18 protein-coding genes are annotated in these 23,696 nt (G+C 59.9%); 6 read left to right on the top strand and 12 right to left on the bottom strand.

Annotation, left to right across the window (positions count from 1 at the left end):
* Positions 1-76: 76 nt before the first annotated feature.
* Both C4J85_RS22760 and C4J85_RS22755 read left to right on the top strand, forming a co-directional pair.
* Complete coding sequence (locus C4J85_RS22760; RefSeq protein ID WP_124410767.1) at positions 77-1,000, top strand: OmpA family protein; 924 nt, start codon at positions 77-79, stop codon at positions 998-1,000.
* Positions 1,001-1,289: 289 nt separating this feature from the next.
* Entirely contained in the window at positions 1,290-2,219 is a 930-nt protein-coding gene (locus C4J85_RS22755) for an OmpA family protein (protein WP_164487819.1), read from the top strand.
* A 151-nt stretch (positions 2,220-2,370) separates the two neighbouring features.
* On the opposite strand, the gene C4J85_RS22750 is transcribed toward C4J85_RS22755, so the two are convergent.
* The 4 genes from C4J85_RS22750 to C4J85_RS22735 form a co-directional block, all read right to left on the bottom strand.
* Positions 2,371-5,979 carry a transporter substrate-binding domain-containing protein gene (locus tag C4J85_RS22750; RefSeq protein ID WP_164487871.1) on the bottom strand — a complete coding sequence of 1,203 codons (3,609 nt, stop codon included), beginning with the start codon at positions 5,977-5,979 and terminating at the stop codon, positions 2,371-2,373.
* 131 nt (positions 5,980-6,110) lie between these two features.
* A complete protein-coding gene (locus C4J85_RS22745; RefSeq protein WP_256657814.1) occupies positions 6,111-7,934 on the bottom strand; it encodes a TolC family protein in 1,824 nt (607 codons plus the stop codon).
* 2 nt (positions 7,935-7,936) lie between these two features.
* Positions 7,937-9,181 (bottom strand): HlyD family type I secretion periplasmic adaptor subunit, encoded by a 1,245-nt coding sequence (locus C4J85_RS22740; protein ID WP_124371853.1) that lies wholly within the window; start codon positions 9,179-9,181, stop codon positions 7,937-7,939.
* Positions 9,178-11,553 carry a type I secretion system permease/ATPase gene (locus tag C4J85_RS22735; RefSeq protein WP_124410764.1) on the bottom strand — a complete coding sequence of 792 codons (2,376 nt, stop codon included), beginning with the start codon at positions 11,551-11,553 and terminating at the stop codon, positions 9,178-9,180. The genes C4J85_RS22740 and C4J85_RS22735 overlap by 4 nt, the downstream gene beginning before the upstream one ends.
* A gap of 449 nt (positions 11,554-12,002) precedes the next feature.
* Between C4J85_RS22735 and C4J85_RS22730 the strand changes: the two genes are divergently transcribed.
* Positions 12,003-12,704, top strand: a complete 702-nt coding sequence (locus C4J85_RS22730) for a response regulator transcription factor (RefSeq protein WP_124410763.1) — start codon at positions 12,003-12,005, stop codon at positions 12,702-12,704.
* A gap of 16 nt (positions 12,705-12,720) precedes the next feature.
* Here C4J85_RS22730 and C4J85_RS22725 read toward each other — a convergent pair whose 3' ends face one another.
* The 3 genes from C4J85_RS22725 to C4J85_RS22705 all read right to left on the bottom strand — a co-directional run bounded on the left by C4J85_RS22725 (position 12,721) and on the right by C4J85_RS22705 (position 14,899).
* Positions 12,721-13,356, bottom strand: coding sequence for a response regulator transcription factor (locus tag C4J85_RS22725; RefSeq protein ID WP_124410762.1), 636 nt, complete (start codon positions 13,354-13,356; stop codon positions 12,721-12,723).
* 201 nt (positions 13,357-13,557) lie between these two features.
* Entirely contained in the window at positions 13,558-13,932 is a 375-nt protein-coding gene (locus C4J85_RS22720; RefSeq protein WP_124371849.1) for a cell wall hydrolase, read from the bottom strand.
* A gap of 622 nt (positions 13,933-14,554) precedes the next feature.
* Positions 14,555-14,899, bottom strand: coding sequence for a cupin domain-containing protein (locus tag C4J85_RS22705; RefSeq protein WP_124371846.1), 345 nt, complete (start codon positions 14,897-14,899; stop codon positions 14,555-14,557).
* A gap of 363 nt (positions 14,900-15,262) precedes the next feature.
* Between C4J85_RS22705 and kynB the strand changes: the two genes are divergently transcribed.
* Positions 15,263-15,913, top strand: coding sequence for an arylformamidase (gene kynB / locus C4J85_RS22700; protein WP_124408171.1), 651 nt, complete (start codon positions 15,263-15,265; stop codon positions 15,911-15,913).
* Positions 15,910-16,782: a tryptophan 2,3-dioxygenase gene (gene kynA / locus C4J85_RS22695; RefSeq protein WP_124405275.1), complete on the top strand. Its 873-nt coding sequence runs from the start codon at positions 15,910-15,912 to the stop codon at positions 16,780-16,782. The genes kynB and kynA overlap by 4 nt, the downstream gene beginning before the upstream one ends.
* Before the next feature lie 43 nt (positions 16,783-16,825).
* Here kynA and C4J85_RS22690 read toward each other — a convergent pair whose 3' ends face one another.
* The 4 genes from C4J85_RS22690 to antA all read right to left on the bottom strand — a co-directional run bounded on the left by C4J85_RS22690 (position 16,826) and on the right by antA (position 21,320).
* Complete coding sequence (locus C4J85_RS22690; protein WP_124364393.1) at positions 16,826-18,226, bottom strand: amino acid permease; 1,401 nt, start codon at positions 18,224-18,226, stop codon at positions 16,826-16,828.
* A gap of 71 nt (positions 18,227-18,297) precedes the next feature.
* Positions 18,298-19,305 (bottom strand): anthranilate 1,2-dioxygenase electron transfer component AntC, encoded by a 1,008-nt coding sequence (antC, locus tag C4J85_RS22685; RefSeq protein ID WP_124410761.1) that lies wholly within the window; start codon positions 19,303-19,305, stop codon positions 18,298-18,300.
* 132 nt (positions 19,306-19,437) lie between these two features.
* Positions 19,438-19,929 (bottom strand): anthranilate 1,2-dioxygenase small subunit, encoded by a 492-nt coding sequence (gene antB, locus C4J85_RS22680; protein ID WP_124368337.1) that lies wholly within the window; start codon positions 19,927-19,929, stop codon positions 19,438-19,440.
* Positions 19,929-21,320, bottom strand: coding sequence for an anthranilate 1,2-dioxygenase large subunit (gene antA / locus C4J85_RS22675; RefSeq protein ID WP_124410760.1), 1,392 nt, complete (start codon positions 21,318-21,320; stop codon positions 19,929-19,931). The genes antB and antA overlap by 1 nt, the downstream gene beginning before the upstream one ends.
* A 312-nt stretch (positions 21,321-21,632) precedes the next feature.
* Between antA and C4J85_RS22670 the strand changes: the two genes are divergently transcribed.
* Positions 21,633-22,625 (top strand): helix-turn-helix domain-containing protein, encoded by a 993-nt coding sequence (locus C4J85_RS22670; RefSeq protein ID WP_124410759.1) that lies wholly within the window; start codon positions 21,633-21,635, stop codon positions 22,623-22,625.
* Between the two features lie 131 nt (positions 22,626-22,756).
* Here C4J85_RS22670 and C4J85_RS22665 read toward each other — a convergent pair whose 3' ends face one another.
* Entirely contained in the window at positions 22,757-23,632 is an 876-nt protein-coding gene (locus C4J85_RS22665; RefSeq protein WP_124410758.1) for a LysR family transcriptional regulator, read from the bottom strand.
* Positions 23,633-23,696 lie beyond the last annotated feature (64 nt).

Below are 23,696 nucleotides of genomic sequence, written 5' to 3'. Positions count from 1 at the left end.
AAACGGTTGGCCTGGCCAGCCTCAACTCATTCAATAGCTGCGGGCGCCTGCGGGTGCCCACGGTGGAGTCATGATCATGTTTAAACGTATAAACATTTTTAACGTTGCACTACTGAGTGTGGCCTTGGCCAGTGCCCAGTTCGCCACGGCCGAGGAGTTCATGCCCGGTGCTGTATCGAGCAAGGTCTTCGGCACTCAATACACCCCCGTGGCGCCGGTCTCCGAGCGTCAGGTGCAAGTGGTGTATTACCGCGCCAATGGCATGGGCACCCAGCAGGGCGCCGCCCATGTGTATGTGGACCGCGAGTTTCACGCCGGCCTGTTGCCGGGTGGCTTCAGCAGCTTTTGCGTCGCGCCGGGCAATCACAGCCTGGGCGCCTACGTAAAAGACGCGCCGCAGTACAAAGGCAAGAGCACCGACGTGTTCTCGGCCAACCTGGAAGGCGGCAAGACCTACTTCCTGCAAGTACGCGAAGACGGCTACGGCGCGCCGCAAGCCGTGACTCGTGTAGAAGCCGAACGTGCGCTGATGGGCATGCGCAAGCAGGTCCAGGCGCTGTCCCGCGCTTCGACCGTGCAGGCCTGTGACTACCTGCCGATGCCGGTGCAAGCGCAGTACAAGGACTACGCCTTGTCCGGTGACGTGCTGTTTGCCTTCGGCAAATCCGGTACCCAGGACATTACGTTCAAGGGCCGCGAAGCCATTCGCCAACTGGTCACCCAGCTGAAGCAGGAAAACACCAACCTGGACCGTGTTGAAGTGGTCGGCCATACCGATGCTATCGGCTCTACTGCCTCCAACTACACCCTGGGCCTCAAGCGTGCACAGACCGTGCGCAGCCTGTTGCTCGACGGCGGCTTGCGCGCCTCGTCGGTCACCGCCAGCAGTGCCGGTTCCGATCAGCCAGTGAGCAACGCTTGCAACGGCTCGCGCTCCGAGCAGATCGCCTGCTACGCCGTTGACCGTCGTGTGGTGGTGCGGGTCGATACGCGCAACTGATACACACACCTGATACTCCCAGGCAGATTCCTCTCTCCTGGTTTTAACCCGATGCACGGATGGCGTCGGGTTTTTTTTGCCTGCTCAAAGGCCGCTGTTGAAAATCCCTCCTACAGGGACGGGGTCATCATCTGGCCTGTTTGGGCGTTTCTGAGACGTGTCTTATAGCTGCACAAGGTGCGCCGTCGGATAATTCCGACTCAAACGGTTGGTCCTCAACACCAGCCCCATTCTGTTTTTTTTCCCAGGGCCCGATGTTGGCGTTGGCGATGGAACCACGATGACACTCATGCGAAACACAACACTGGCGGGCCTGCTGACAGGCGCCACCTTACTGGCAAGCTATCCCGCATTGGCGCAGGAGCCCAAGGCCGGTCAAGTGGCGGGGCGGGTGTTCTATGCCGCTTATATACCGCCGCCGCCGGTAGCGGTGGACCAGACGCAGGTGGTGTATTACCGCAGCAAGGACGGCGTGCAACGCGCCGGTGCCGCCCATGTGTACATCGACCGGGAGTTTCACACCGGCCTGTTGCCGGGTGGCTTCACCAGCTTCTGCCTGGCTCCCGGCAGCCATACGCTGGGTGCTTACCTGAACGATGCGCCGACCTACAAAGGAAAAACCACGGACCTGTACCTGGCCAACCTGGAAGGCGGGCGCACCTACTACCTGAAAGTGCGTGAAGACGGCGGTACTTTCCCGATGCCGTTGAACCGCGAAGAGGCCGAGCGCGAGCTGAAGGCCACGCGTTCACAGATGCATGCGTTGTCGCGTGCCACCAACGTCGAGGCCTGTCGCTATTACGAGTACTTGAAGGACGATGAGCGCTTCAAGCACTACACCTTGGCCAGCGATGTGCTGTTTGCCCATGGCAAGTCCGACTACCGCGATATCAGCACGGCGGGGCGCACTGCCATCGAGCGTTTGCTTGGTGAGTTGCAGCGCGATGAAGCGCAGATCAAACAGGTCCGGGTGACGGGCCATACCGACCCGTTCGGCACCGCCAGCGACAACCAACTGCTGGGCGAGCGACGGGCCCATACCGTGCGCCAGATGCTGGTGGACGGTGGCATGGCCGAGTCGATCCTCAGCACCGACAGCGCCGGCAGCCGCGAACCGGTGGTACATACCTGCTACGGACCACGGCTGGAACAGATCAATTGCTATGCCCCGAACCGCCGCGTGGCGATTCGCGTGGAGCTTGACCGCGCCGAGCCCTGAGTCAGTCCCGCAGGGACTGCATCGCGCTTGTTGGCGTTGATTGCCTGGCGGATGGGCATCCGCTACGAACCCGCTCTCAAGAAGCATCGCTTCTTGATTTACCGTCGTGCTTGAACCCCAGGCTCGGCGGTTTTTTTTACTTTGAATTTGCTCAAAGACTGGCCAGCAATTCTTCTTCCAGTACCTGCATGGCGCTCAAGATCCGCTTGACCTGTTGATCGCAGGCCGCCGCATCACGCAGGGTTGCCGATGCCTCCAGCGCCACGCAGGCATCAACCATCTCCACGGCATGGGCCATTTGCGCACCACCCTTTATTTTGTGGGCCAGGCTGACCATTTTTTCGAATTCGTTATCGAGCCTGAGCTGTTCAAGTCGAGCGCCATCGGCCCCGTTGGTGGTGATGAACTCGTTGACCAGGGACGCATAGGCCTCGGGCGCCAGGGCTTTGAGCTTCTGCAGCTCGCTGCCCTTGACGCGGGAGGCTCTCTCCCGGCGTTCGACCTGGGCCGAGACGTTGCCGATATGCTGGGTCAGGGCCTCGATGCCCAGGGGTTTGAACAGGCATTGGGTCATGCCTGCGTCCAGGCAGTCCTGGATGATGTGCGACTGGGCGTGGGCGGTAAGGCCGAAGACTGGATGGGCGCCGAGCGCGCGGGACTGTTCGCTCTCGCGCATCTGCCGGGTCAGTTCATAGCCGTCCATATGAGGCATGTTGCAGTCGGTGATGGTCAGGTCGAAGGGCGGCTGGGCCTGTTTCCACTCGGCCAACGCGGTCTCGCCGTTGTCACAGGCCACGGCGCGATGGCCCAGGTATTCGATTTGCTGGCAAAGCAACAGGCGATTGGGCGCATGGTCTTCCACCACCAGGATCTTCAGGCTGCGACCCGTTTGGGTCGGGGCCGCAATGGTGGCGAGGGCGGGCGCCAGAGCTGATCGCTCAGCCGTGAAGCGAAGCTGGAAGCACGACCCCTTACCGGGCTGGCTGTCAACGCTCAGCCGGGCATCGATCAGTGTCGCCACGCGGGTGCAGATGCTCAAGCCCAAGCCGGTACTGCGCCCACTGATGGTAGCGGCGGGCGCCACTTGAACGAAGGGTTCGAAGATCGCCTTTTTCTGCTGCTCGTTCAACCCACATCCTGAGTCACGCACTTCGATCAGGTAGCTGCCAAAACCTGTAGCGGCATCGTTCGGCAGCTGTTTCAAGGACAGCTCGACAAAGCCTTGTTGGGTGAACTTGATGGCGTTGCTGATCAGGTTCGCGACAATCTGGTCCAGCATCAGCGTGTCGATGATCACCTGCTGATCACGGGCCTTCAGCAGCAGGTCGAAGCGCAGCCCTTTATTGTGCGCGTTGACCTGGAACAGCTTGTGAATGGAGCGCAGCTGTTCGCCGAGTTGGGTAGGGCGCGGGGACGGCTGCATGGCGCCGGCCTCGATTTTCGACAGGTCCAGAATGTCGCCGATCAACGACAGCAACGACTGCGCCGATTGATGCGCCACGGTGAGGTTTTCATCGATCTGTTGCGCGGTGCCACCGCGCACGCGAAGCATCTCGATCAACCCGATCAGCGCGCTGATGGGCGTGCGAATTTCATGGCTCATGCTTGCCAGGAAAATCGATTTGGAATCGTTGGCCTCATCAGCGGCCTCCAGAGCCTGCTGCAACTGTTCCATCAATTGTTCACGTTCGCTGATGTCCAGCCAGCCGCCGATCACCCCCGAAAATTCTCCCGCGCTGCTCTGGTAGGGCAGGGTCCAGTGATAGATCCGGTGTTGGCGGCCTTTGACGTCGATTTCCAGGTCCGCGAATGTCGGTTCACCGTGGTGTTGGGTGTCCTGATAGATTTTTTGGTACTGGCGACTCAACTGCGGTGAGATGACGCCGGCGTCGAGCAGGGTCTTGCCAATCACCTCTTCCGGCGTCGTCTGTAAAAACTCCAGATAGGCGCGATTGCAGTGAGCCAGCCGTCCGGCCTTGTCTCGTACATATAGGGCGATGGGGGAGCCGTCGATCAGGGTTTTGCTGAAGGCCAACTGGTCACTGAGGGCCAATTCGGCACTCCGCCGTTTCTTGATCTGGATCTGCAGGTAGTAGTTCCACACCAGAAACGCGAGGACGAAGGCGATGGCCACACCGACAACTTTATAAACGTCGTCCTTATAGGTATTCCATGAACTGGAGACCGCTGGGGCCGCATGATTGCGCCAGCGGTCGCTCAAGGTCTTGAGCTCCTCGGGAGGAATGCCCAGCAGCACCTTGTTGATGATGCTTTTCAGAGGAAGGTCGTCGGCACTGACTGCCATCGAAACCCGTGCCGGAGTGGGACCGATCACGGCAGCAATCTTAAGATCCTGCTGGAAATGGTGCTTGATAAAGTAGTCGGCACCGAAGCGGGTATGCACGCTGGCATCGACGTCACCGTCAGACAGCAGTTCGATCCCGCGCACCGCCGTGGGGACCGGAATCTGGATGATTTCAGGGTGGTACCGAGCCAGCCATTGCGACAGTGGGTTGCCGGTAGCCACGGCCAGGCGTTTGCCCTTGAGGTCTTCAAGGCCCTTGATCTGCCCCCCTGAACGGCTTACCGCGACAAAGGGGCTTATCAGATAGGGCCGTGTGTATTGCTCGGGGGAGAGTCGTAAATCGCCAATGCTCACGGCCGCGATAAGCTCCGCCTGGCCTTCCTCCAGTTGCTTGATCATGTAGGGGAGGCTGTTGCCGCCAATAATCTCAAACTCCAGCCCGGTACGCTGGCTGACGATTTTCAACAAATCCGCCCCCAGGCCCTGGAGCCGGTCCTGATCATCGAAAAACGTCAGGGGCGCGTAGGAGCCGGCCACCAGCACCTTGACCTTGCGATGGGCTGCGAGCCAGGCCGTTTGCTCGGCATCCAGGTTCAGCGGCGGTTGCTCGACCACGAAGTTATTGCTCAGCCCCCAGCGCGTGGTGATCCGCATCATGTCGGCGGGGGAGATGGCGTCCAGTGCGCTGTTGATGGCGGCAAGTAGCTGGGGTTGGCGGTCGCTGACGGCGAAGTTGATATCGGCCGAGGTGGAGAGGGCGTCGCCGGAAATATACACATCATTGCTGAAGAGCAACCTGATCAGGAATTCGGCCGTGATGGCGTCGGTCCAGAGCGCATCGGCCTGGTCATAGACCAGCGAGGTAAGGCTGTTGAGATGATTGGAATATTGGATCAGGGTCGCGTTCGGGTACTGCTTGTGTAAAAGCGCGCCGACCGTATCGTCGCCCACGTAAGCCAGGCGCTGTCCACTCAGGTCCGCCGAGGGCAGCTGGGTTTCGCCTATATGCCGGACAATCACCTTGCGGTTCAACAAGTAAGGCCTGGACTGGGTAATTGCTCCGTCCTGGCCTTCACTGACGTCATGCAGCGCCACCATGTCGACCTGGCCTTGCTCAAGCGCCTCCCTGGCCTTGGCCCGGGTCGCGTAACGCCAGATTTTCATGCGCAGCCCGGTGGCCTCGCGCACCACGTTCAGGTAGTCGGCCGTGACGCCTTCGAATTGATCTTGCTCGAACCCCATGTGCAAGGGGGGTAACGCGCCGCTCCAGATCGCCACATTGATCAGGGGGTCGGTAGCCAGCCAGGCTTTGGTGTGTGGATCAAATTCCACATGAGGGGCAGTGAGCGGGGCGTTGACCAATAACTCCACGAGCGCGGGAGGCCGCGCCTGTGCATTCACCGAAAACAATAGAACCAGGAGCACCGACCAGCAGGCGACGGAAAAATCAGGCATTTTCAAAGCATCTGTTCCCTTGAGGCATTGATAGCCAAGCCCGCAGAGGGTGCGCGTCACCCTCAGGCATGGTTGTGGCACATTCCATGCCGGCTGCTCTTTGTTTGGCGGACGCCGTCGGGACACGGCGATCAACTCCCGGTACGCAACCATCGGGCCAATGTACCAGCTCCCGCATATTGACGCAGGATGGACTGGTAGCCGTCAAAGCGATTGGTGATCTCGCTGACCTGATTGCTGTAGTGCTCGTTTTCGGCGCTGAGCACATCGAGCAAGGTGCGCTTGCCCAGGTGGTGCCACTGCTGGAAAAAGTCTTCGCGAATCCGCCCCGACTCGTTTGTCAGTTCACGGTACAGCTCCGAGCGTTCAAGCATGGTGCGTGCATCGTGGTCGGCGGTGCGGATACGGAACTCCAGGTCACGGCGTTGTTGATCGACTTCATAGCGACTGGCATCGGCGCGTTGCAACGCGGCGCGTTCGGCGGCGCGGGTCGAGCCACCACGGAAGGCGCCCCAGGTCACCGACAAGTTGGTTTGCCAGGGTTGTTCGCGGCCCAGGGTGTCTTCGGCGGTGCTTTTGCTGATGACCCAGTTCAACTGCGGCAACCCGCCGGCACGCACGGCTTTGGCTTGCAGTTCGGCGGACTCCGTTTCGGCAGTGGCCTTGCGGATGGTCGGGTGTTCCTTGGCGTCGTTCAGCAGCAAGTCGAGGTTGGCCAGGCGAATGTTCCATTCCGTCGTGCGCGGGATGGCTACCGGGCGGTCGCCCACCAGTTTGCGTAGGGTGATTTCGGCATCCTTGGCCTTGGCATTGGCCGAGTCACGCAAGGCTTGTGCCTGCAGCATACGGGCCTTGGCCTGGGTCAACTCGCTGGAGCGGCCTCTGTCGACGGCGACAATACCGGCGAGCATTTTGACCAACTCATTCATGCGGTCGGCAAATTGCTGGCTGAGGTCGACAATGATCCGCTGTTTGCCCAACTCGATCATGGTGGTGACCACTTCATAGCCGAGGGTTTCCTTTTCCGACTCCAGGCTTTCATCGGCGGCGTGGGACAAGCGTTTACGGCTGTCGATCGAGTGCCGAATGCGCCCCCAGTCGTACACGGGTGTGGTGACGGCCAGGTTGATGCCGCCACTGCCGGTCTCGGCATCGGAGCCTTTGCCGAAATTGACCGGTGAGGTCTGGGTGCCAATGTCGACTTGTGGCCAGCGTTGGCCTTCGGCTTCGGCGATATCTTCTTCAGCGGCCTGTTGTTCGGCCTTGGCACGGAAAATCGTCGGCGCACGCTCGATGGCGGCTTCCACGGCGCGATTGAATACGGCACGAAGCTCGGCTTCGGAAGGGCCGGAAATGTAAGTGCCCTCGCCACGCCGGGCGGCCAGGCGCGGTGGCAATGCGGCCAATGAGAGGGCCGAGACACTGTGGACTTGCTGTTGGGCCTCACGTATTGCCCTCGACGCCGAGGGGGCGGCGTTTACGGCAGGTTTGACCGCATAGGCAGGCGCGACCGGCGCGGAAGTGGACGCCGGGCGTGCGGGTGCAATCGTGCGGTCGGCGGTGGCTGCGGAAGCGGGCTCGAAGGTGAGCACGTCGTTGGCCTTTCGCCCAGCGGGTGCCGCTGCGGCAGGTCGTGCCGGTTTGGCGTCGGCCGTCATCGGCTTGAACTCAAGCGTCCCCCGTGCGGCCGGTGTAGACACGGGGGCCGGCGCTGGATTGAACGAGGCGAGCTCGCTGTCGCGGCGATTGACGTTGGCGCTGCGTTGCGGTGCGGTCACGGGCGCCGCTGCCGGTTTCTTTGCTAACGGCGCCGCCGGCTTCTGCGGTGCGACCGGCATAAACGTCAGCAACTCTTCGGCTATGGCTTGTTGAGCGATCACGCCACCGAACAGGCAGCACGACACTAACCAGGCGGCCGGGGTCAATCGAAAACGGCGTTGCTTGGAAACAGTCATGCTTATCGCTCCCGGAAGGCTTCACGTGCCTTGAGCACGGGTTTGAGCAGGTAGTCGAGAATGGTCTTTTCACCGGTGCGTACTTCCACCGAAGCAACCATCCCTGGAATGATCGGCAAGGAGCGGCCACCGGCTTCCAGGTTGCTGCTTTCGGTCAGGACCAGGACTCGGTAATAGGTGTCATCCGGCCGGCCGGCCGCGGCTTTCTGATCATCTTTCAGGGTGTCGGGGCTGATATGTTCAACGTGGCCCTTGAGGCCGCCATAAATGGCGTAGTCATAGGCGGTGATCTTCACTGTTGCGGGTAGACCGGGCCGCAGGAACGCCACATCGGCGGGGCGAATCTTGCCTTCCACCAGCAACTGGTCTTCCAGCGGGACGATTTCCAGGATCGGCTCACCGGGCTGGATAACCCCGCCGCGCGTGTTCACTCGTACGTTCTTCACGGTGCCGCGCACCGGCGCATTGATGGTGGTGCGCTCGACCACGTCTGCTCGCCCCACCAGGTTCTCGGTGGTCTGGGACAGTTCCAGCTCGAACTTGGCCAGTTCGGAGTTGGCCTCGGCCTGGTAGCGGTTAATGCGCTCGACGATTTGCGACTTGATCTCGTTGGCCGAGCGTCGCATACGCAGGATCTCGACTTCTGACATCAAGCCTTTGGCCGCCAAGGGCTCAGCCAGCTGGATCTCCCGGGCCGACAACGAATAACTGCGTTGCAGGGCGGCGAGGCTTTCGTCCAGGGCGTTTTTGCGCGCCCGGTAGGCTTGTTGCTCCTGTAGCACGACGGCCGGGTCGGTCATCACTTGTTCGTCGAACTCCAGGGGTTGTTGATACGCCTCGGCCCGCAGGCGGGTGATGCTTGCCTTCAGGCCGATGACCTTGGACAGGGTCTCGCGATAGCTGGCCTGGGCTCGGGTCGGGTCGATCTTGAGCAGGATCTGGTCCTTCTCCACGATGTCGCCTTCACGCACATTCATCTCGGCCAGAATCCCGCCTTCCAGGCTTTGAATCACCTGTTCACGGCTTTTTGAAATAATCTTCGCCTCGCCCAGGGTGATTTCCTCGACACGGGCGAAATACGCCCAGACCAGCCCACCGACCAATACGGCTGCGATGAGCTGAAGAATCAGCCGCGAGCCCGGTGTGGTTTGTGCCAGCAGTGACTCCTGCACGTCATTCATGAACGCGGCATCGCCAGGCATCAGTGCCGAGGCGGGTTCACCCCGGCCAAATAGTTTCTTGATCATTGTTCTGTCACCGCAGGTTGTTCCGGGGTTAGGGCAGGCGTTGCCTGGGCGTCGTTGTTACGGATGGCGTCCGGGGTCATAACCCGTTGAGGTACGACAGGGCGTGCCGGGCCGATGTTGGCGTGGGTACGCGGCTTGGCCGGCGCGGCGGCGGCCGGTTTTGCCGCAGCCTTGGCCGTGTTGCCATTGAGGGCCTCGAGGATGGTGTCCTTGGGGCCGTCAGCGGTGACCTTGCCGTCATCGACAATAATGATTCGCTCCACCAGCGAGAGCAGGGACGGGCGGTGAGTGACCACCACCAACGTCTGGCCTTCGGTGGCGCGCTTGAGGTGTTCGAGAAACTGCACTTCGGTCTGGCCGTCCATCGCGCTGGTGGGTTCATCCAGCAACAGCAGGCTGGGCCGCGCCAGCAAGCTTCGCGCCAGGGACACCAACTGACGCTGGCCGCCTGACAGGCCTTCGCCCATCTCGCCGATCGGCAGGTTGATACCTTTGGGGTGGCGCCCTGCGACATGGTCCAGCCCGGTCAGGCGGATCACCCGCAGGAACTCCTCGGCCGTCGCTTCGGGCCGGCCGATCATCACGTTTTCGCGCAGGGTGCCGTAGAACAGGCGCGCATCCTGGCCGACATAACCAACGGCTCTGCGCCAGTCCGCCGGGTCGATCTGGTTGACATCCAGGCCATCGGCAAACATTTGCCCACTGACCGGCAGATACAAGCGCGCCATGACCCGCAGCAGGGTGGATTTGCCGCTGCCGATGCGCCCCAGAATCGCCACGCGTTCGCCGGGCTTGATGACCAGGTTGATGCCTTGCAGCACGGCCGGGTTGGGTTGCATCGGTGGCGCCGGGTACGAAAAACCGATGTTCTTGAGGCTGATCTGACCCGTGATATCGGGCTTGGGCAGGTACTCGCGGGAAACATCGCGGTCCACCGGCATGGCCATCAGGCCGTTCAGCGAGCTCATCGCCGCCTTGGCCTGCTGGAAACGCAGGGCCAGGCCGACCACCTGGCTCAGTGGCGCGGTGGCCCGACCGGCAAGCATCACGGTGGCAATCAGCGCACCCATGGTCAGGTCGCCGGCATCGATCAGGTAAACACCGATGACGATCAGCGCCACGGTCTGGATCTGCTGGAAGAAGGCCACGCTGCCGGACGCCATGCTGGACAGTTCGCGCGATTTCATCGAGGTGTTGGCGGCCAGCGCGCTGAAAGTTTCCCAGCGGCGCTGCATGTAGGCTTCGCCACCGATGGCTTTGAGGGTTTCCAGGCCTTCCACGGATTCGATCAACACCCCTTGCTTGAGAGACGCTTCACGCAGGTTTTCTTTCATGGTGCGGGCCAGCGGCCATTGGATGCCCACGCTGATGATCAGGATCAGTGGGATCAACAGCAGCGGCACCCAGCCCAATGGGCCGCCTACGGCAAAAATCACCGCGACGAACAACAGCACGAAGGGCAGGTCGGAAATGGTCGCCAGGGTGGCCGACGTGGCGAAGTCACGAACCGATTCGAATTCGCGCAGCTGGTTGGCAAACGAGCCGGAGGAGGCGGGTTTGTGCTCCATCTGGATCGACAGCGCCTGGCGAAACAGCATCGTGCCGAGCACCAGGTCGGCTTTCTTTCCCGCGAGGTCCAGCAAGTGTGCCCGCACATAACGCGCGATGGCCTCGAAGACCATGGCCACCACCACGCCGATGGCCAGCGACCACAGCGTGATAAACGCCTGGTTGGGCACGACGCGGTCGTAGACGTTCATGGTAAAGAAGATGCTGGCCAGGGCTAGCACGTTGATCAACACCGCCCCGATGGCCGCGCTGCGGTAATAGCGACGATAACGCCACAGCGTGGAGAACAGCCAATGACCGGCGGCTTGGGGTGTTTCATCGCCGGCGCGCACGTCGATCTTGGCTTTTGGCTTCATGAGAATGGCGAAGCCGGTGTACAGCTCATCCATGGCCGTCTGGTCGACTTCGACCGGCTCGCTGCTGATTTCTGGCAGGACAACCTGGTAACGACAGGCGCGTTTGTCCTCGGCTTCGGTGTCGAGGTGGTAGCCCAGCAAAATACAGCCGCCGCGATCCTTGCGCAGCAGAATGATCGGCATCAGTTGTTTGGGCAGCACTCGCACAGGCCGCTCCACCATCCCGGCAGTCAGCCCGGCATTGGCCAGGCTGCGCATTGCCAGCGAAGGCGTCAGCAGGCCGACTTTAGGTAAACCGGCCGTCAGCGCCTGAGGCGACTTGCCCAGGTTGTAGTGATCACACATCCAGGACACGCTCTGTAACAGCGTGTCCTGGATCTGTGTTTGAGGCGCAGGCATCGCCTGGGCGTCCACGTCTTTTTCAACGGGCGCGCTATGAGTAGCCATCAGATTCGGTCCTGGGCTGGGCCCGCCTGGTGGCGAGCTTATCGGCGTGTGTATGCAGGGGGACGCCTGGATGAAACAGCGTTTTGATGAGGTGTAAAACGTCTCCCGACCATTGAGATAATTCTGATCGCTGAGTGGGCATGTGTGAACGAGACTTGTCCCAAAAGCGCTGGGAGCCAGTGCGCTGGGTGTGCGTTCGAAAATGTCGGCTGGGTAACTCTTGAAGGTCTTTTGGCGGGCCCGACGGGGGACGGTTTATCTTCGTAACGTTATGAAAAATCAGGACCTACCCTGGACATGATGGCGCGTCGAAACCTTTTTTATAATCGGGGTGATAGGCAAAACTATTGGAAGTTATCTTTCATTCCACATTTAGGATAACGTGCTACTGGCAACGTGAATTTGTAGGAAAGTTCCGAGCCCATTGCCAGACTTGTGGAGTCCTGAAAATGAAGTGGTCGGTTGTTTCACCCCTGCGGATTGTTCTACTCGATGACCACGCTCTAATCAGAGAGGGTCTTAAAGTTCGGCTTTCCGCGGAGTCGGATCTGAAGGTAGTAGGGGTTTATTCGGGCAGTGCCGGATTGCTGGAAGCATTGCGCACCGAGCCCGCCGATCTGTTGATCCTCGACTACCAGCTCAGTGATGGCGAACTGGACGGCTTACGGTTGATTCAGTTATTGCGCAGTCATTATCCTGAGTTGCGTATCCTGATTTTTTCTTCCGTGGAACGGCCTGCCACGGTCAATATGGCGATTCGTGCGGGGGCCAACGGCTTTTTCGGAAAGTCGCAGGAAACTGAAGAATTGGTGTTTGCTGTCAGGACGGTCGCGTTGGATCGTTTGTACCTTTCCCCGTCTATGGCCGCTGAACTGGATTCGACACCCAAGATGCCAACCCCTGCGCTTTCTGGCGAGCAAGAGGTAGACGTCGATGGCCGCGACCCCCTGATCGATTATCCAGCACTGTCGCCCAAGGAACGTGAGGTGTTGCGTTGCTGCTTGGGAGGAATGTCGGTCTCTCAGATCGCTGTCAAGTTTCTGCGCAGCCGCAAGACCATCAGCGGGCAGAAACAGGCGGCCCTGCGCAAGTTGAACGTGCGTACGGATACTGAACTGTTCAAGTTGCATCTGGACCTTAAAGACATCTGAAGGCTGCGCGCGGGTGTCACGATTTGGCGAGGTTGTTACGTTTTGCCAAGTCGTAGAGGTCCAACAGCGTATTGGCATTGAGTTTAGTCAAAATGCGGGTTTTATAGGTGCTGATGGTTTTGCCGCTCAGTGACATGCGTTCGGCAATCTGCTTATTGCTCAGCCCTTGCGTCAAATACTGTAAAACGCCAAGTTCCCGCACAGACAGACTTCTGAGCAGCTCTTCTTCCTGATCCGTACCCGCTTCACGACGGGTGAGGCAAAATGCCGAATCAGGGAAGTAGGTATGGCCGTTCTTTACCGCCCGCATTGCGTTGATCAACTCGCACAGATCATCGTGTTTGGCGACGAACCCATGAGCCCCGGCTTCCATGCAGCGCATCGCAATGTGGTTTGAAATCTGTGCAGTCAACACAATGATCTTGACCGGCTGACGCAGGCCAATCAGGCGGCTGATCACGGTCAGCCCGTCAACTTTGGGCAGCCCTATATCGAGTATCACGGTCCCTGGCTGAAGTTCGCGGATGAGGTCCATGGCATCCGCGCCATTTCCTGCTTCCCCGACGACTTTGTAACCTTCACCCTCCAACAGGATGCGCAGCGTCATACGAACAACGGGGTGGTCGTCGACAATTATTACGTGATTGTTCATGGGGACATCGCTTTAGAAAGTAATTTGAAGGGTTTATGACTGAAAGCCTGTTGGGTGGCAATTACAGACGGTATTTTTGAGACAAGTCTTGAGCCCCATGACGACCATGGTGTTGTACTTAAATAGAAGTTGCAGGCGTGGCGTGCGACAAAGTGAGTGGCTGATTTATATCGGTAATGAGTACGGTCGGTATTTTCGATTCTAATGGTGTACATAAAAAATATGCTCGCCAATCGTTGCAGTCTTCTTCAACGAAGTGCGCCAGATGGGTCGCACTGTCCGTGCATGAAAATGCGTTGCACCGTGGGTAATATCTTCATGATGGCCCGCGACAACCCGGTTCGCGACACGCTTGGCGTTCGCCCATGCGGCGGATTCGCTTGGCAATGATGGGTTGGCACGGCGGGTCCAGGAGAACTGATTTCTTTCATACACCACTTGGCAAACGCTGGAGGCCTGCCAGTCGGCGCGATTCATCGTCACCATAGCAACCGCGATCTGACCATCAAGCGGTTCGCCTCGGGCTTCATGATAAATGTTGAGCGCAAGGCACATTAAAGCGTTTTGCAAAGTCATTTAGAAGTTCTCTGACGCTGATCGCAGCACTGGGCTTCAACGGGCTTTAGAGGGAATATGCAGGCGCCGATTGTGTAGACGCGAGCATAGGGAGGCTATAAGAACTGTCTCAAACCTCTGGCGAGGCGCAATACCGATAACTAAGTAAAAAGAGAGTTGAATGTTCGCAGGGGCCAATTGGATTCGGCGCTAAGTGTGTGCTGATTGTATTTAGAGCGGGTTCAAATACATGACGCATCATCCGGTGAGACTGGACAGCCTGTCACTGTTTGAGGCTGGCAGCACTGAACTCAAGCCGGGCTCGACCAAGGTGGTCAACCGTTGTGTAGATATCCAGTTGATGCCGAAAGTGGGCGCCTGCAGGGCGCCCAAAGTTGGGGAGGAAGATTTCTCTCGTTGCTTGAACATGCATTGATCTGCGCCCACGGAATCGGGGCACTCACCTAAAGAGTGGTAGCATCCGGCAAGGTAGGTGACGGTTTGTAGCGAGGCATCCGAATGCATGGATCGCGTAGCAGCGGTTTCTCACCAGGCTGAAAAGGTCTTTGAGGACCGAAATGCTGCTGCACAATGGGGTGGAATTGATAGTGAACAATCCGAGTCTCAGGATGGGAACAAATGGTCATGCAAAAACAAAATACTTCCGTACTGTCTCTACCACTTCCCAAGTTCCTTTCATGCCAGGTTCAACTATAAAAATATCCCCCGCTCTAAGGTGGATAGGGTCTTTTCCATCGGGAGTGATTATGCAATATCCTTCCCTAAAATCGCAGTATTCCCATTTCAGATAATCAATTCGCCATTTTCCTGGGGTACAGATCCAGGTGCCCATGATCTTGCTGCCGTCTTCACTGGTGTAGGCGTTGAGGTTGACGGTATGCGGGTCGCCTTCGAGTTTTTCCCATTTGCAGGCATCCAGGACTGGCAGGGGATGGGTGTCGCGCAGAACAGTAATCGGCTGGGGCATGATGACTCCGAGGCAAGGAAACAGAAGTTGAACCCTATAGCGCCGAGCTGTTTGCCAGTGGTCTGAACTCGACATCGGGATGCCCAGAACCGCAGCACAAGGCGATCCAGCAGGCACTCTGCAGTCAAATGTGGGAGGGGGCTTGCTCCCGATAGCGGTGTGTCAGTCAGTGATTTATTACCTGAACCACCGCCATCGGGAGCAAGCCCCCTCCCACATAGGTCATCTTGCGAATTTCCGAGCATGAATTGACCATTTCTTCGCAGTAAGTGCGAAAGATTTCCCGCTTTGCGCCAGAATTCGCAAGAAAATTCACAGCTGGCCCTCGTATCATTCACCTCAGTGACAGCCGAGAGCCTTGAAATGAACCCAATAAAAACGTGGTGGGATATCAGCCCGCCCTTGAGCGCGGCGACCCCGACCTGGCCGGGCGATACGCCGTTCCAGGAAGAGCGCGTGTGGCAGTTCGGTCCGGAGTGCCCGGTGAATGTGGGGCGTGTGACCTTCTCGCCGCACACCGGCGCCCATGTGGATGCGCCGCTGCATTACAGCGCCGACGGCGCGCCGATTGGCGAGGTGTCGCTGGATGTGTACATGGGCCCGTGCCGGGTATTGCACTGCCTGGGTAGCGGTGCTCTGGTGCAGCCCCATCAACTGCAAGGGCGTGTGGATAACCTGCCGGAACGGGTCCTGCTGCGCACTTATCCACAAGCGCCACTGACGCAATGGGATTCGAACTTCACCGCCATCGCCCCGCAAACCATCGAGCTGTTCGCCAGCCTTGGCGTGCGCCTGATCGGTATCGACACCCCGTCCCTGGACCCGCAACAGTCCAAGACCATGGATTCGCACAACGCCGTGGCGCGCCATGGCATGGCGATCCTTGAAGGCATCGTGCTCGATGACGTACCGGAGGGCGACTATGAACTGATCGCGCTGCCGCTGCGCTTTGCCCACCTGGATGCCAGCCCGGTCCGCGCAATCCTGCGCCCGCTTTTGGAGCCCACGCGATGAGCCAATGTCCCTTCTCGCCAGAATATAAGCCTGCCGGCGACCAACCTCCGCAGGATTGGCACAACGCTGAGCTGAATTTTTCCGAGTCCATGAGCTACGGCGACTACCTGGACCTGGGCAAAGTCCTCAGCGCCCAACACCCGCTGTCGCCGGACCACAACGAAATGCTGTTCATCATCCAGCACCAGACGTCTGAGCTGTGGATGAAGCTGATGCTGCATGAACTCAAGGCGGCCCGCGAACATGTGCGCCTGGGCGAGCTGCCGCCGGCGTTCAAGATGCTGGCGCGGGTCTCGCGGATCTTCGACCAACTGGTGCACGCCTGGGCGGTGCTGGCGACCATGACTCCGTCGGAATACAAGGCGATCCGCCCGTTCCTCGGGCAGTCGTCGGGGTTCCAGTCGTTCCAGTACCGTGAGATCGAATTCATCCTCGGCAACAAAAGCCCGGCACTGTTGCGGCCCCATGCCCATCGTCCGGAGTTACTGCTGCAATTGCAGGTGGCGATCGCCACGCCGTCGCTGTATGACGAGGCGATCAACCTGATGCTCAAGGCGGGCCTGGCGATTGACCCCAAGCGCGCCGAACGCGACCCGACGGCCGCTACCGTGCACGATGACTCCGTGGAAGCCGCGTGGCGTGAGGTGTACCGCGACCCGAGTCGGTACTGGGATTTGTATCAATTGGCTGAGAAGTTTATCGACCTGGAGGATTCGTTCCGCCAGTGGCGCTTCCGGCACGTGACCACGGTGGAACGGATTATCGGCTTCCAGCCGGGCACTGGCGGCACCGAAGGCGTGGGGTATTTGCGCAAGATGCTCGATACGGTGCTGTTTCCCGAGTTGTGGCGAGTGCGCTCTACGCTCTAAACGCAATCCAAATGTGGGAGGGGGCTTGCCCCTCCCACAGGAGTTACTGCGCTGTCACGAGTTTCGTGTTTCGGACCCGCAAGCGGTAGGCCACATAGATAATCGCTACCCACACCGGCATCGCATACACCGACTCACGTATTCCCGGAATGGCCAGCATCACGCTGATGATCATCAGCATGAACGCCAGGCACAGGTAATTGCTGAACGGGAACCAGAAGGTCTTGAACGACGGCGTCACGCCTTGCTCGCCCATGGCCTTGCGGAACTTGATGTGGGTAATGCTGATCAGCGCCCAGTTGATCATCAGCGAGGCAACCACCAGCGCGAACAGCAGCTCCAGGGCACTTTGCGGCGCGACGTAGTTGACCACCACACACAGCAGGGTCACCGCCGCCGAAATTGCCAGCGCGCGCAACGGCACGCCTTGCTTGTTGAGTTTCATCAGCGCCTTGGGCGCGTCGCCTTGCTCGGCCAGGCCGAACAGCATGCGGCTGTTGCAGTACACGCCGCTGTTGTACACCGACAGCGCCGCGGTCAGCACCACGAAGTTGAGGATGTGCGCCGCGGTGTCATTGCCGATCAGCGAGAAGATCTGCACGAACGGGCTGCCGCTGTAGGCATCGCCCGAGGCGCCGAGGGTTTGCAGCAGTTGGTCCCACGGGTACAGCGACAGCAGCACGGTGAGGGCGCCGACGTAGAAAATCAGGATCCGATACACCACCTGGTTGATCGCCTTCGGGATCACCTTGCGTGGCTCGCTGGCCTCGGCGGCGGTGATGCCCACCAGCTCCAGGCCACCGAACGAGAACATGATGAACGCCATGGACATCAACAACCCCATGCCGCCGTTCGGGAAGAACCCGCCGTGGCTCCACAGGTTGCTGACCGACGCCTGCGGGCCGCCGGTACCGCTGAACAGCAGGTAGCAGCCGAGCACGATCATGCCGACAATCGCCACCACCTTGATGATCGCGAACCAGAACTCGGCTTCGCCGAAGAACTTCACGTTCAGGGTATTGATCAGGTTCACCGCGACGAAGAACACCAGCGCGCTGACCCAGGTCGGGATTTCCGGCCACCAGAACTGGATGTACTTGCCCACGGCCGTCAGTTCGGCCATGCCCACCAGCACGTAGAGCACCCAGTAGTTCCAGCCCGCCAGAAAGCCCGCGTAGCCGCCCCAGTATTTATGCGCAAAGTGGCTGAAGGAACCGGCCACGGGCTCTTCGACGATCATCTCGCCGAGCTGGCGCATGATCAGGAAGGCGATGAAACCGGCAATCGCGTAACCCAGGATCATCGACGGCCCCGCCGACTTGAGCACCCCGGCCGAGCCGAGGAACAACCCCGTACCGATCGCCCCTCCCAAGGCGATCAGTTGAATGTGCCGGTTTTTCAGGCCGCGCTTGAGGCCCACCGGGTTAACCATGTCATCCGCCATTAACGTTCCCTTCTACTTGTTTTTCTTAAGGGTGAGCGCAGGCCGCATCAGCCCCTCAGAAGTGCTGAGGGTCAGATATTACTCTGCGTAAACTTTTCGTAATACAGCTGAACGCCATCAAGTGCCTGATCCGCCAGCCATTGTTGGATCGATTCGACCATTGGCGGCGGGCCACACACATACATATCCGCCGATCTGTCCCGTAATTCGGCCAGGTCGAAATGTTCGGTGAGGTAGCCGCGCTTGCCGGTCCACTGAGTCGAGGCGTCGCTGAGCACTTCGGTGTAGCGAAAATTCGCGATCTTCGACGCATAGCCATTGATGCGCGCGGCTTCGCACAGATCCTGCTCAGTGCGCACGCCATAGTAAAGGTGCACCGGTTGATCGCAGCCGCGGGCGACCAGCTCATCGAGCATGCCCAGCAACGCCGACAACCCGGTGCCGCCAGCGACCAGCACCAGCGGTTGAGTAACGTGCCGCAGGTAGAACGCCCCCAGCGGCGCGTCCATCAACACCTCATCGCCCACCTGGCACCGTTCGCGCACGTAGTTGCTCATCACCCCATCGGGCAACAGGCGCACCAGGAACTGCACTTGATCGCCCGGTAGGTTGGCGAAGGAATAGGAACGCCAGCTGTCGGTACCGGGCACCGCCAGCCGCGCGTATTGGCCCGGTAGAAAATCCAGCGCAGCGTCCACCTGCAGGCGCAGAATTGCCGTACCGGCCGACACCAACTGCACCTCGCTTACCGTGCCGCGCACCTGCACCGGACCCGGCGCGTTGCACAGGCTCGAATCGAAGTCGAAGTAGAAGGTGGCGTCGGACTGCACCCGCGTCTGGCAACTGAGCATTTTGCGTTGTTGCACGTCGAGGCTCGACAGCGCTTCTTCGTCGACATAATCCTGGGTGTAATCGCCGGATTCGCAGCGCCCCTGACAGGTGCCGCACACGCCTTCGCGGCAGTCCAGTGGGATGTTGATACCGTTGCGCAAGGCAGCGTCCAGCAGGAGTTCATGGGTGCCCACCGGGAAGAACAAGGTCTTGCCGTCGGCGAAACTGAAAGCCACTTTGTGATTCATCTATACGACTCCGTATAACCTTGTGGCGAGGGAGCTTGCTCCCGCTGGAGTGCGCAGCGCTCCCAAGCATTTGGGGCCGCTACGCTGCCCAGCGGGAGCAAGCTCCCTCGCCACAAGGTGGGATGTGCTTGATCAAAGATGATAGAAGTCCAGCACCGAGTTGATGGTGTCGTTCAGCAATAACGCGTGCTTGCGGGTGATCAGCCAGCTGTCGCCGTGTGGCTTGAGGCGGTAAGTGGCCTGCCCGTAGAACTGCTCCGAAGTCGCCAGCCGGTAGAACAGCGTGTGCCAATTCAACTTCACGTCCAGCTCGCCGCCCGCCAACTCGACAATGCGCACGTTGTTGATCAGGTGCAGGGTGCGCGGCATCGGCGTGGCCGAGGCGGCCTTGCCGGTACGCAGGCGGAATACCCGGTCCTCCAGCCCTGAGCGGTTGGCGTAATAGATCAACGACATCTCGCGCTTGGGGTCCTGGGTGTAGACATGTTCGGAGTCCCATTGCGGCAGGTGGAATTCGCTCTGTGGGTCGAACAGCTGTACATAGGCATCCCAGTCCTGGGCGTCGCACAGTGCGGATTTGCGGTAGAAGAATTGCTCGATCTGGTACTGCAACTGCGCATTCATCACTGCACCTCCCGCAGTTTCAGCGCTTGCTGGTCCAAGCCGTTGAGCAGGAATTGTTGCCAGTTGCGGTGCTGGTTGACGTACAGGCCTTCGTGGGTGAATTCGGTGCCGGTCATGGCCGGCTGGATACCGATGGCTTCGCTGTTGGGTGTCGGCCCGGTCTGCCAGCGGTGGCTGCCGCGCGAAATATCGCTCCAGCGCTCCAGGCGGCCCTGGAAACCGCGCTGGGCTTCGCGAAACTCCACCAGGTCATCCGGCGTGCCCATGCCCGACACATTGAAAAAGTCCTCGAACTGGCGAATGCGGTTTTCGCGGTCGGCGTCGGACTCGTGCTTCACCCCCAGGCACTTGCTGATGATCTCGGTCTTGTTCCACGCCAGCGGGCGGATGATGCGCAGTTGGGAGCTGATCTGGTCGAGAAAGAACAGGCTCGGGTAGATATTCAGGTTGCGCAGGCGGTGCATCATCCATTCGGCCTTCTGCTGGCCGTGTTCGGCCACCAGGCGCGGCATGATGGTGGCGTAGCCGGAGCGTACGCTGGGGTTGGGCATGTCGCTGAACAACAGGCTGTGGCCGTTGTTGAAGGCGAACCAGCCGTCATCGGTGTTGGCGTCGCCGGCGCCGAGCTTGCTGTAGTCCAGGGTGGTGCCGGCACTGGCGCCGTTTTCGCTGTTCACCTGCTGGCGATGCTGCACCGTGGCTACGTAGTTGTAGTGCACGGTGCTGACGTGATAACCGTCCAGGCCGTTTTCGTTCTGCAGCTTCCAGTTGCCGTCGTAGGTGTAGGCCGACTTGCCCGGCAGCACCTCCAACTCACCCGTGGCAGACTGCGCCACCATCATGTCGAAGAACACTTTGGCATCGCCAAGGAAGTCTTCCAGGCTGTCAGTGCCGTTCACGTCGAGGCTGATAAACACAAAGCCCTTGTAGCTGTCGATGCGCGCCTTTTTCAGGCCGCGGGTGGCTTTGTCGAAACCTTCCGGGTATTCCCCCGGCGCCTTGACCTTCACCAAGCGGCCATCGCTTTTATAGCACCAGGCGTGAAACGGGCAGGTGAACGTGGACTGGTTGCCCTTGCCCACGCGGGTGAGGGTGGTGCCGCGATGCTGGCAGGCATTGATCAGCGCGTTAAGCCGGCCTTCGCCGTCGCGGGTGATGATCATCGGCTGGCGCCCGGCGCGCATTGTCACGAAATCGTGGTTATTGGCCAGTTCGCTTTCGTGGCAGGCGTAGATCCAGTTCTTCTCGAAGATCAGTTCCATTTCCAGGTCGAACAATTCGGGCTCGGTGAACATGTCGCGGGCAATGCGGAACACTTCATCGGCCGGGCGAAAGTCCAGGCAACTTTCGATAAAGGTTTTCCACTGCTCGACGTTTCTTGCACCACTCATGGGAGGCACCTTGTTTGATCAGGGCTAATCGGTGGTTCATTAGAGGCAGCGGTGCAGGGTGCGGGCTATCCGCTTAATCGGGGAAGATGGGCCGCAAAGTTGGGCGGTAAATACCCAGCCCGGTGCGCAGCGGTGACGTGATGCGCTACTGTCATTGCGGGTAAGGGCCGAAAACAGCCGGGCGTTATCCACTTAGTCGACCTTTGCTATCCACCCAGTGAGCACTGCGCTGGCGTGGCGTGGAACTTGCTGTCGAACCCTGACGACGCGCCGCCAGAGCGCGCAAACGCCTGACCGCCGTGGGTGCACCTGATGAATAGCCAGACACGCGATATCCGTATTCAACGCTTCGACCTCGAGGGCGCCTGCAGCTGGATGTGCGGCATCTGCGGGCCCCATCGTTTGGCCACGGCCACGCCGGAACGCCTGCGCTTTCACCACAGCGCCAATGTGTTCAAGTCCCGCGCCACTACCCTGGGCGTGATCGAATACGGCACCGACGTGACCATCGACATCGAAGACGCCGAGCACTTCAGCAGCTACAGCCTGAGCCTGCCGTTGATCGGCGAACAGGAGCTGAGCAAGAACGGTGAGCGCCTGAGCTCCAACCGCGACCAGGGGGTGATCATTTCACCCCACGAACATCAGGTGCTGGCGATTTCCGGTGACTGCCGTAAGCTGCAGGTGGTGATCACACGCGCGGCCATGAGCGAGTCGCTGGAAGGTTTGCTGCAACGGCCGATCGAGGCGCCGCTGCGCTTCGAACCGGTGATGGATGCGGTCGACGGCGCCCCGGCCTCCTGGTGGCGCATGGCGCGCTACTTCATTGCCGAGTTTGAGCACGGCAGCGCGCTTTATGAGCAAGCGGCGTTTACCCGGGATCTGGAAAGCTCGCTGATCAAGGGCTTGATCCTGGCCCAGCCGAACAACTATTCCGAAGAACTGCGCGACGTGCTGGGCGTGAAGCTGCCGCACTACCTGATCCGGGCGCGCCAGTACCTGCACGACAATGCGCGCGAGGCGGTACACCTGGAAGACTTGGAGGCGGTGGCCGGCGTGTCGCGCTTCAAGCTGTTCGATGCGTTTCGTAAATACTTTGCGCTGTCGCCGATGGCGTATTTGAAGAAGCACCGGCTGGCGGCGGTGCGCCAGGAAATCCTCGAGCAGGGTGACACGCGTACCATCTCCGAAATCGCCCTGGGCTGGGGTTTTACCCACTTGGGACGGTTCTCGGCGGAGTACCGCAAACTGTTCGATGAGGCCCCCAGCCAAACCCTGCAACGCAAGCGCCTGCGCCATCTCTGAAAACCATGGAGATCAAAGGTGGGAGGGGGCTTGCCCCCGATGGCGGTTTATCAGTGACAGATGTACTGACTGACACTGCGCTATCGGGGGCAAGCCCCCTCCCACATTGGAATTGCGGTGTTTGCAAGATTTCACAGCAGCTCTTCGACCAGTTGCAGGCAATGACTGAGCCCCGGCGACTGGTCATTCACCCGTCGGCTGAGAATGATCGGCGAGGTCGCGGTGGCTTCCACTATCGGTGTGTAACCAATATCCGCCCGGTGCAGCACCTGGACCGACGCCGGTACCAGCGTCACGCCCATGCCGGCGCCCACCAGGCCGATCGCGGTCTGCAGCTCGTTGGTCCACTGCGCCACGTTAAGGCTCAGGCCATGGGCATCGAACAACGCGATCACGTGGTCGGCGTAGCTGGGTCGCGGGTTGCCGGGGTAGAGCACAAAGGGTTCGGCGGCCAATTGCGCAAGGCTCGCGGGCGCACCCAGCAGGGGATGACCACTGGGCAACACCGCTACCAGCCGGTCTTGCACCAGCACACGCTGGACGATGGCCGGGTCGTCGATGCGGATCCGCCCGAAGCCCACATCGATGCGCCCGGCCTTGAGGGCTTCGACCTGCTGCACGGTGGTCATCTCCGACAAGCCCAGTTCCAACGCCAGCGACTCATGGGTGCGCAGTCGCCGAATCAGTTCTGGCAGCACGCCGTACAAGGTCGACGGCGCAAAGCCGATGCCCAGCCAGGTCTTCTCGCCCAGGCCGATGCGCCGGGCGTTGTCGCACACCGTGCCCAATTGCTCGAGCAGCACATTGGCGTGCTCATAGAAAAACCGCCCAGCCTCGGTCAGCCGCAGCGGTCGGCCGCGTTCGAGCAGTACCACGCCCAATTCGTCTTCCAATTGCTGGATCTGCCGACTCAACGGCGGCTGGGCGATATGCAGGCGCTCGGCGGCACGGGTGAAGTTGAGGGTCTGCCCCAGCATCTGGAAATAGCGCAGGTGACGCAGTTCCATAGTGGCTCCTTTAATACCTTCAGGGTATCGAACCAGACCAATTCTATATTGGAACCCTTCAACC

It is taken from the genome of Pseudomonas sp. R4-34-07 (assembly GCF_003852375.1).
GTDB lineage: Bacteria > Pseudomonadota > Gammaproteobacteria > Pseudomonadales > Pseudomonadaceae > Aquipseudomonas.
Note: the sequence above shows the minus strand (reverse complement) of the source record. Positions and strands in the feature narration are given on the sequence as shown.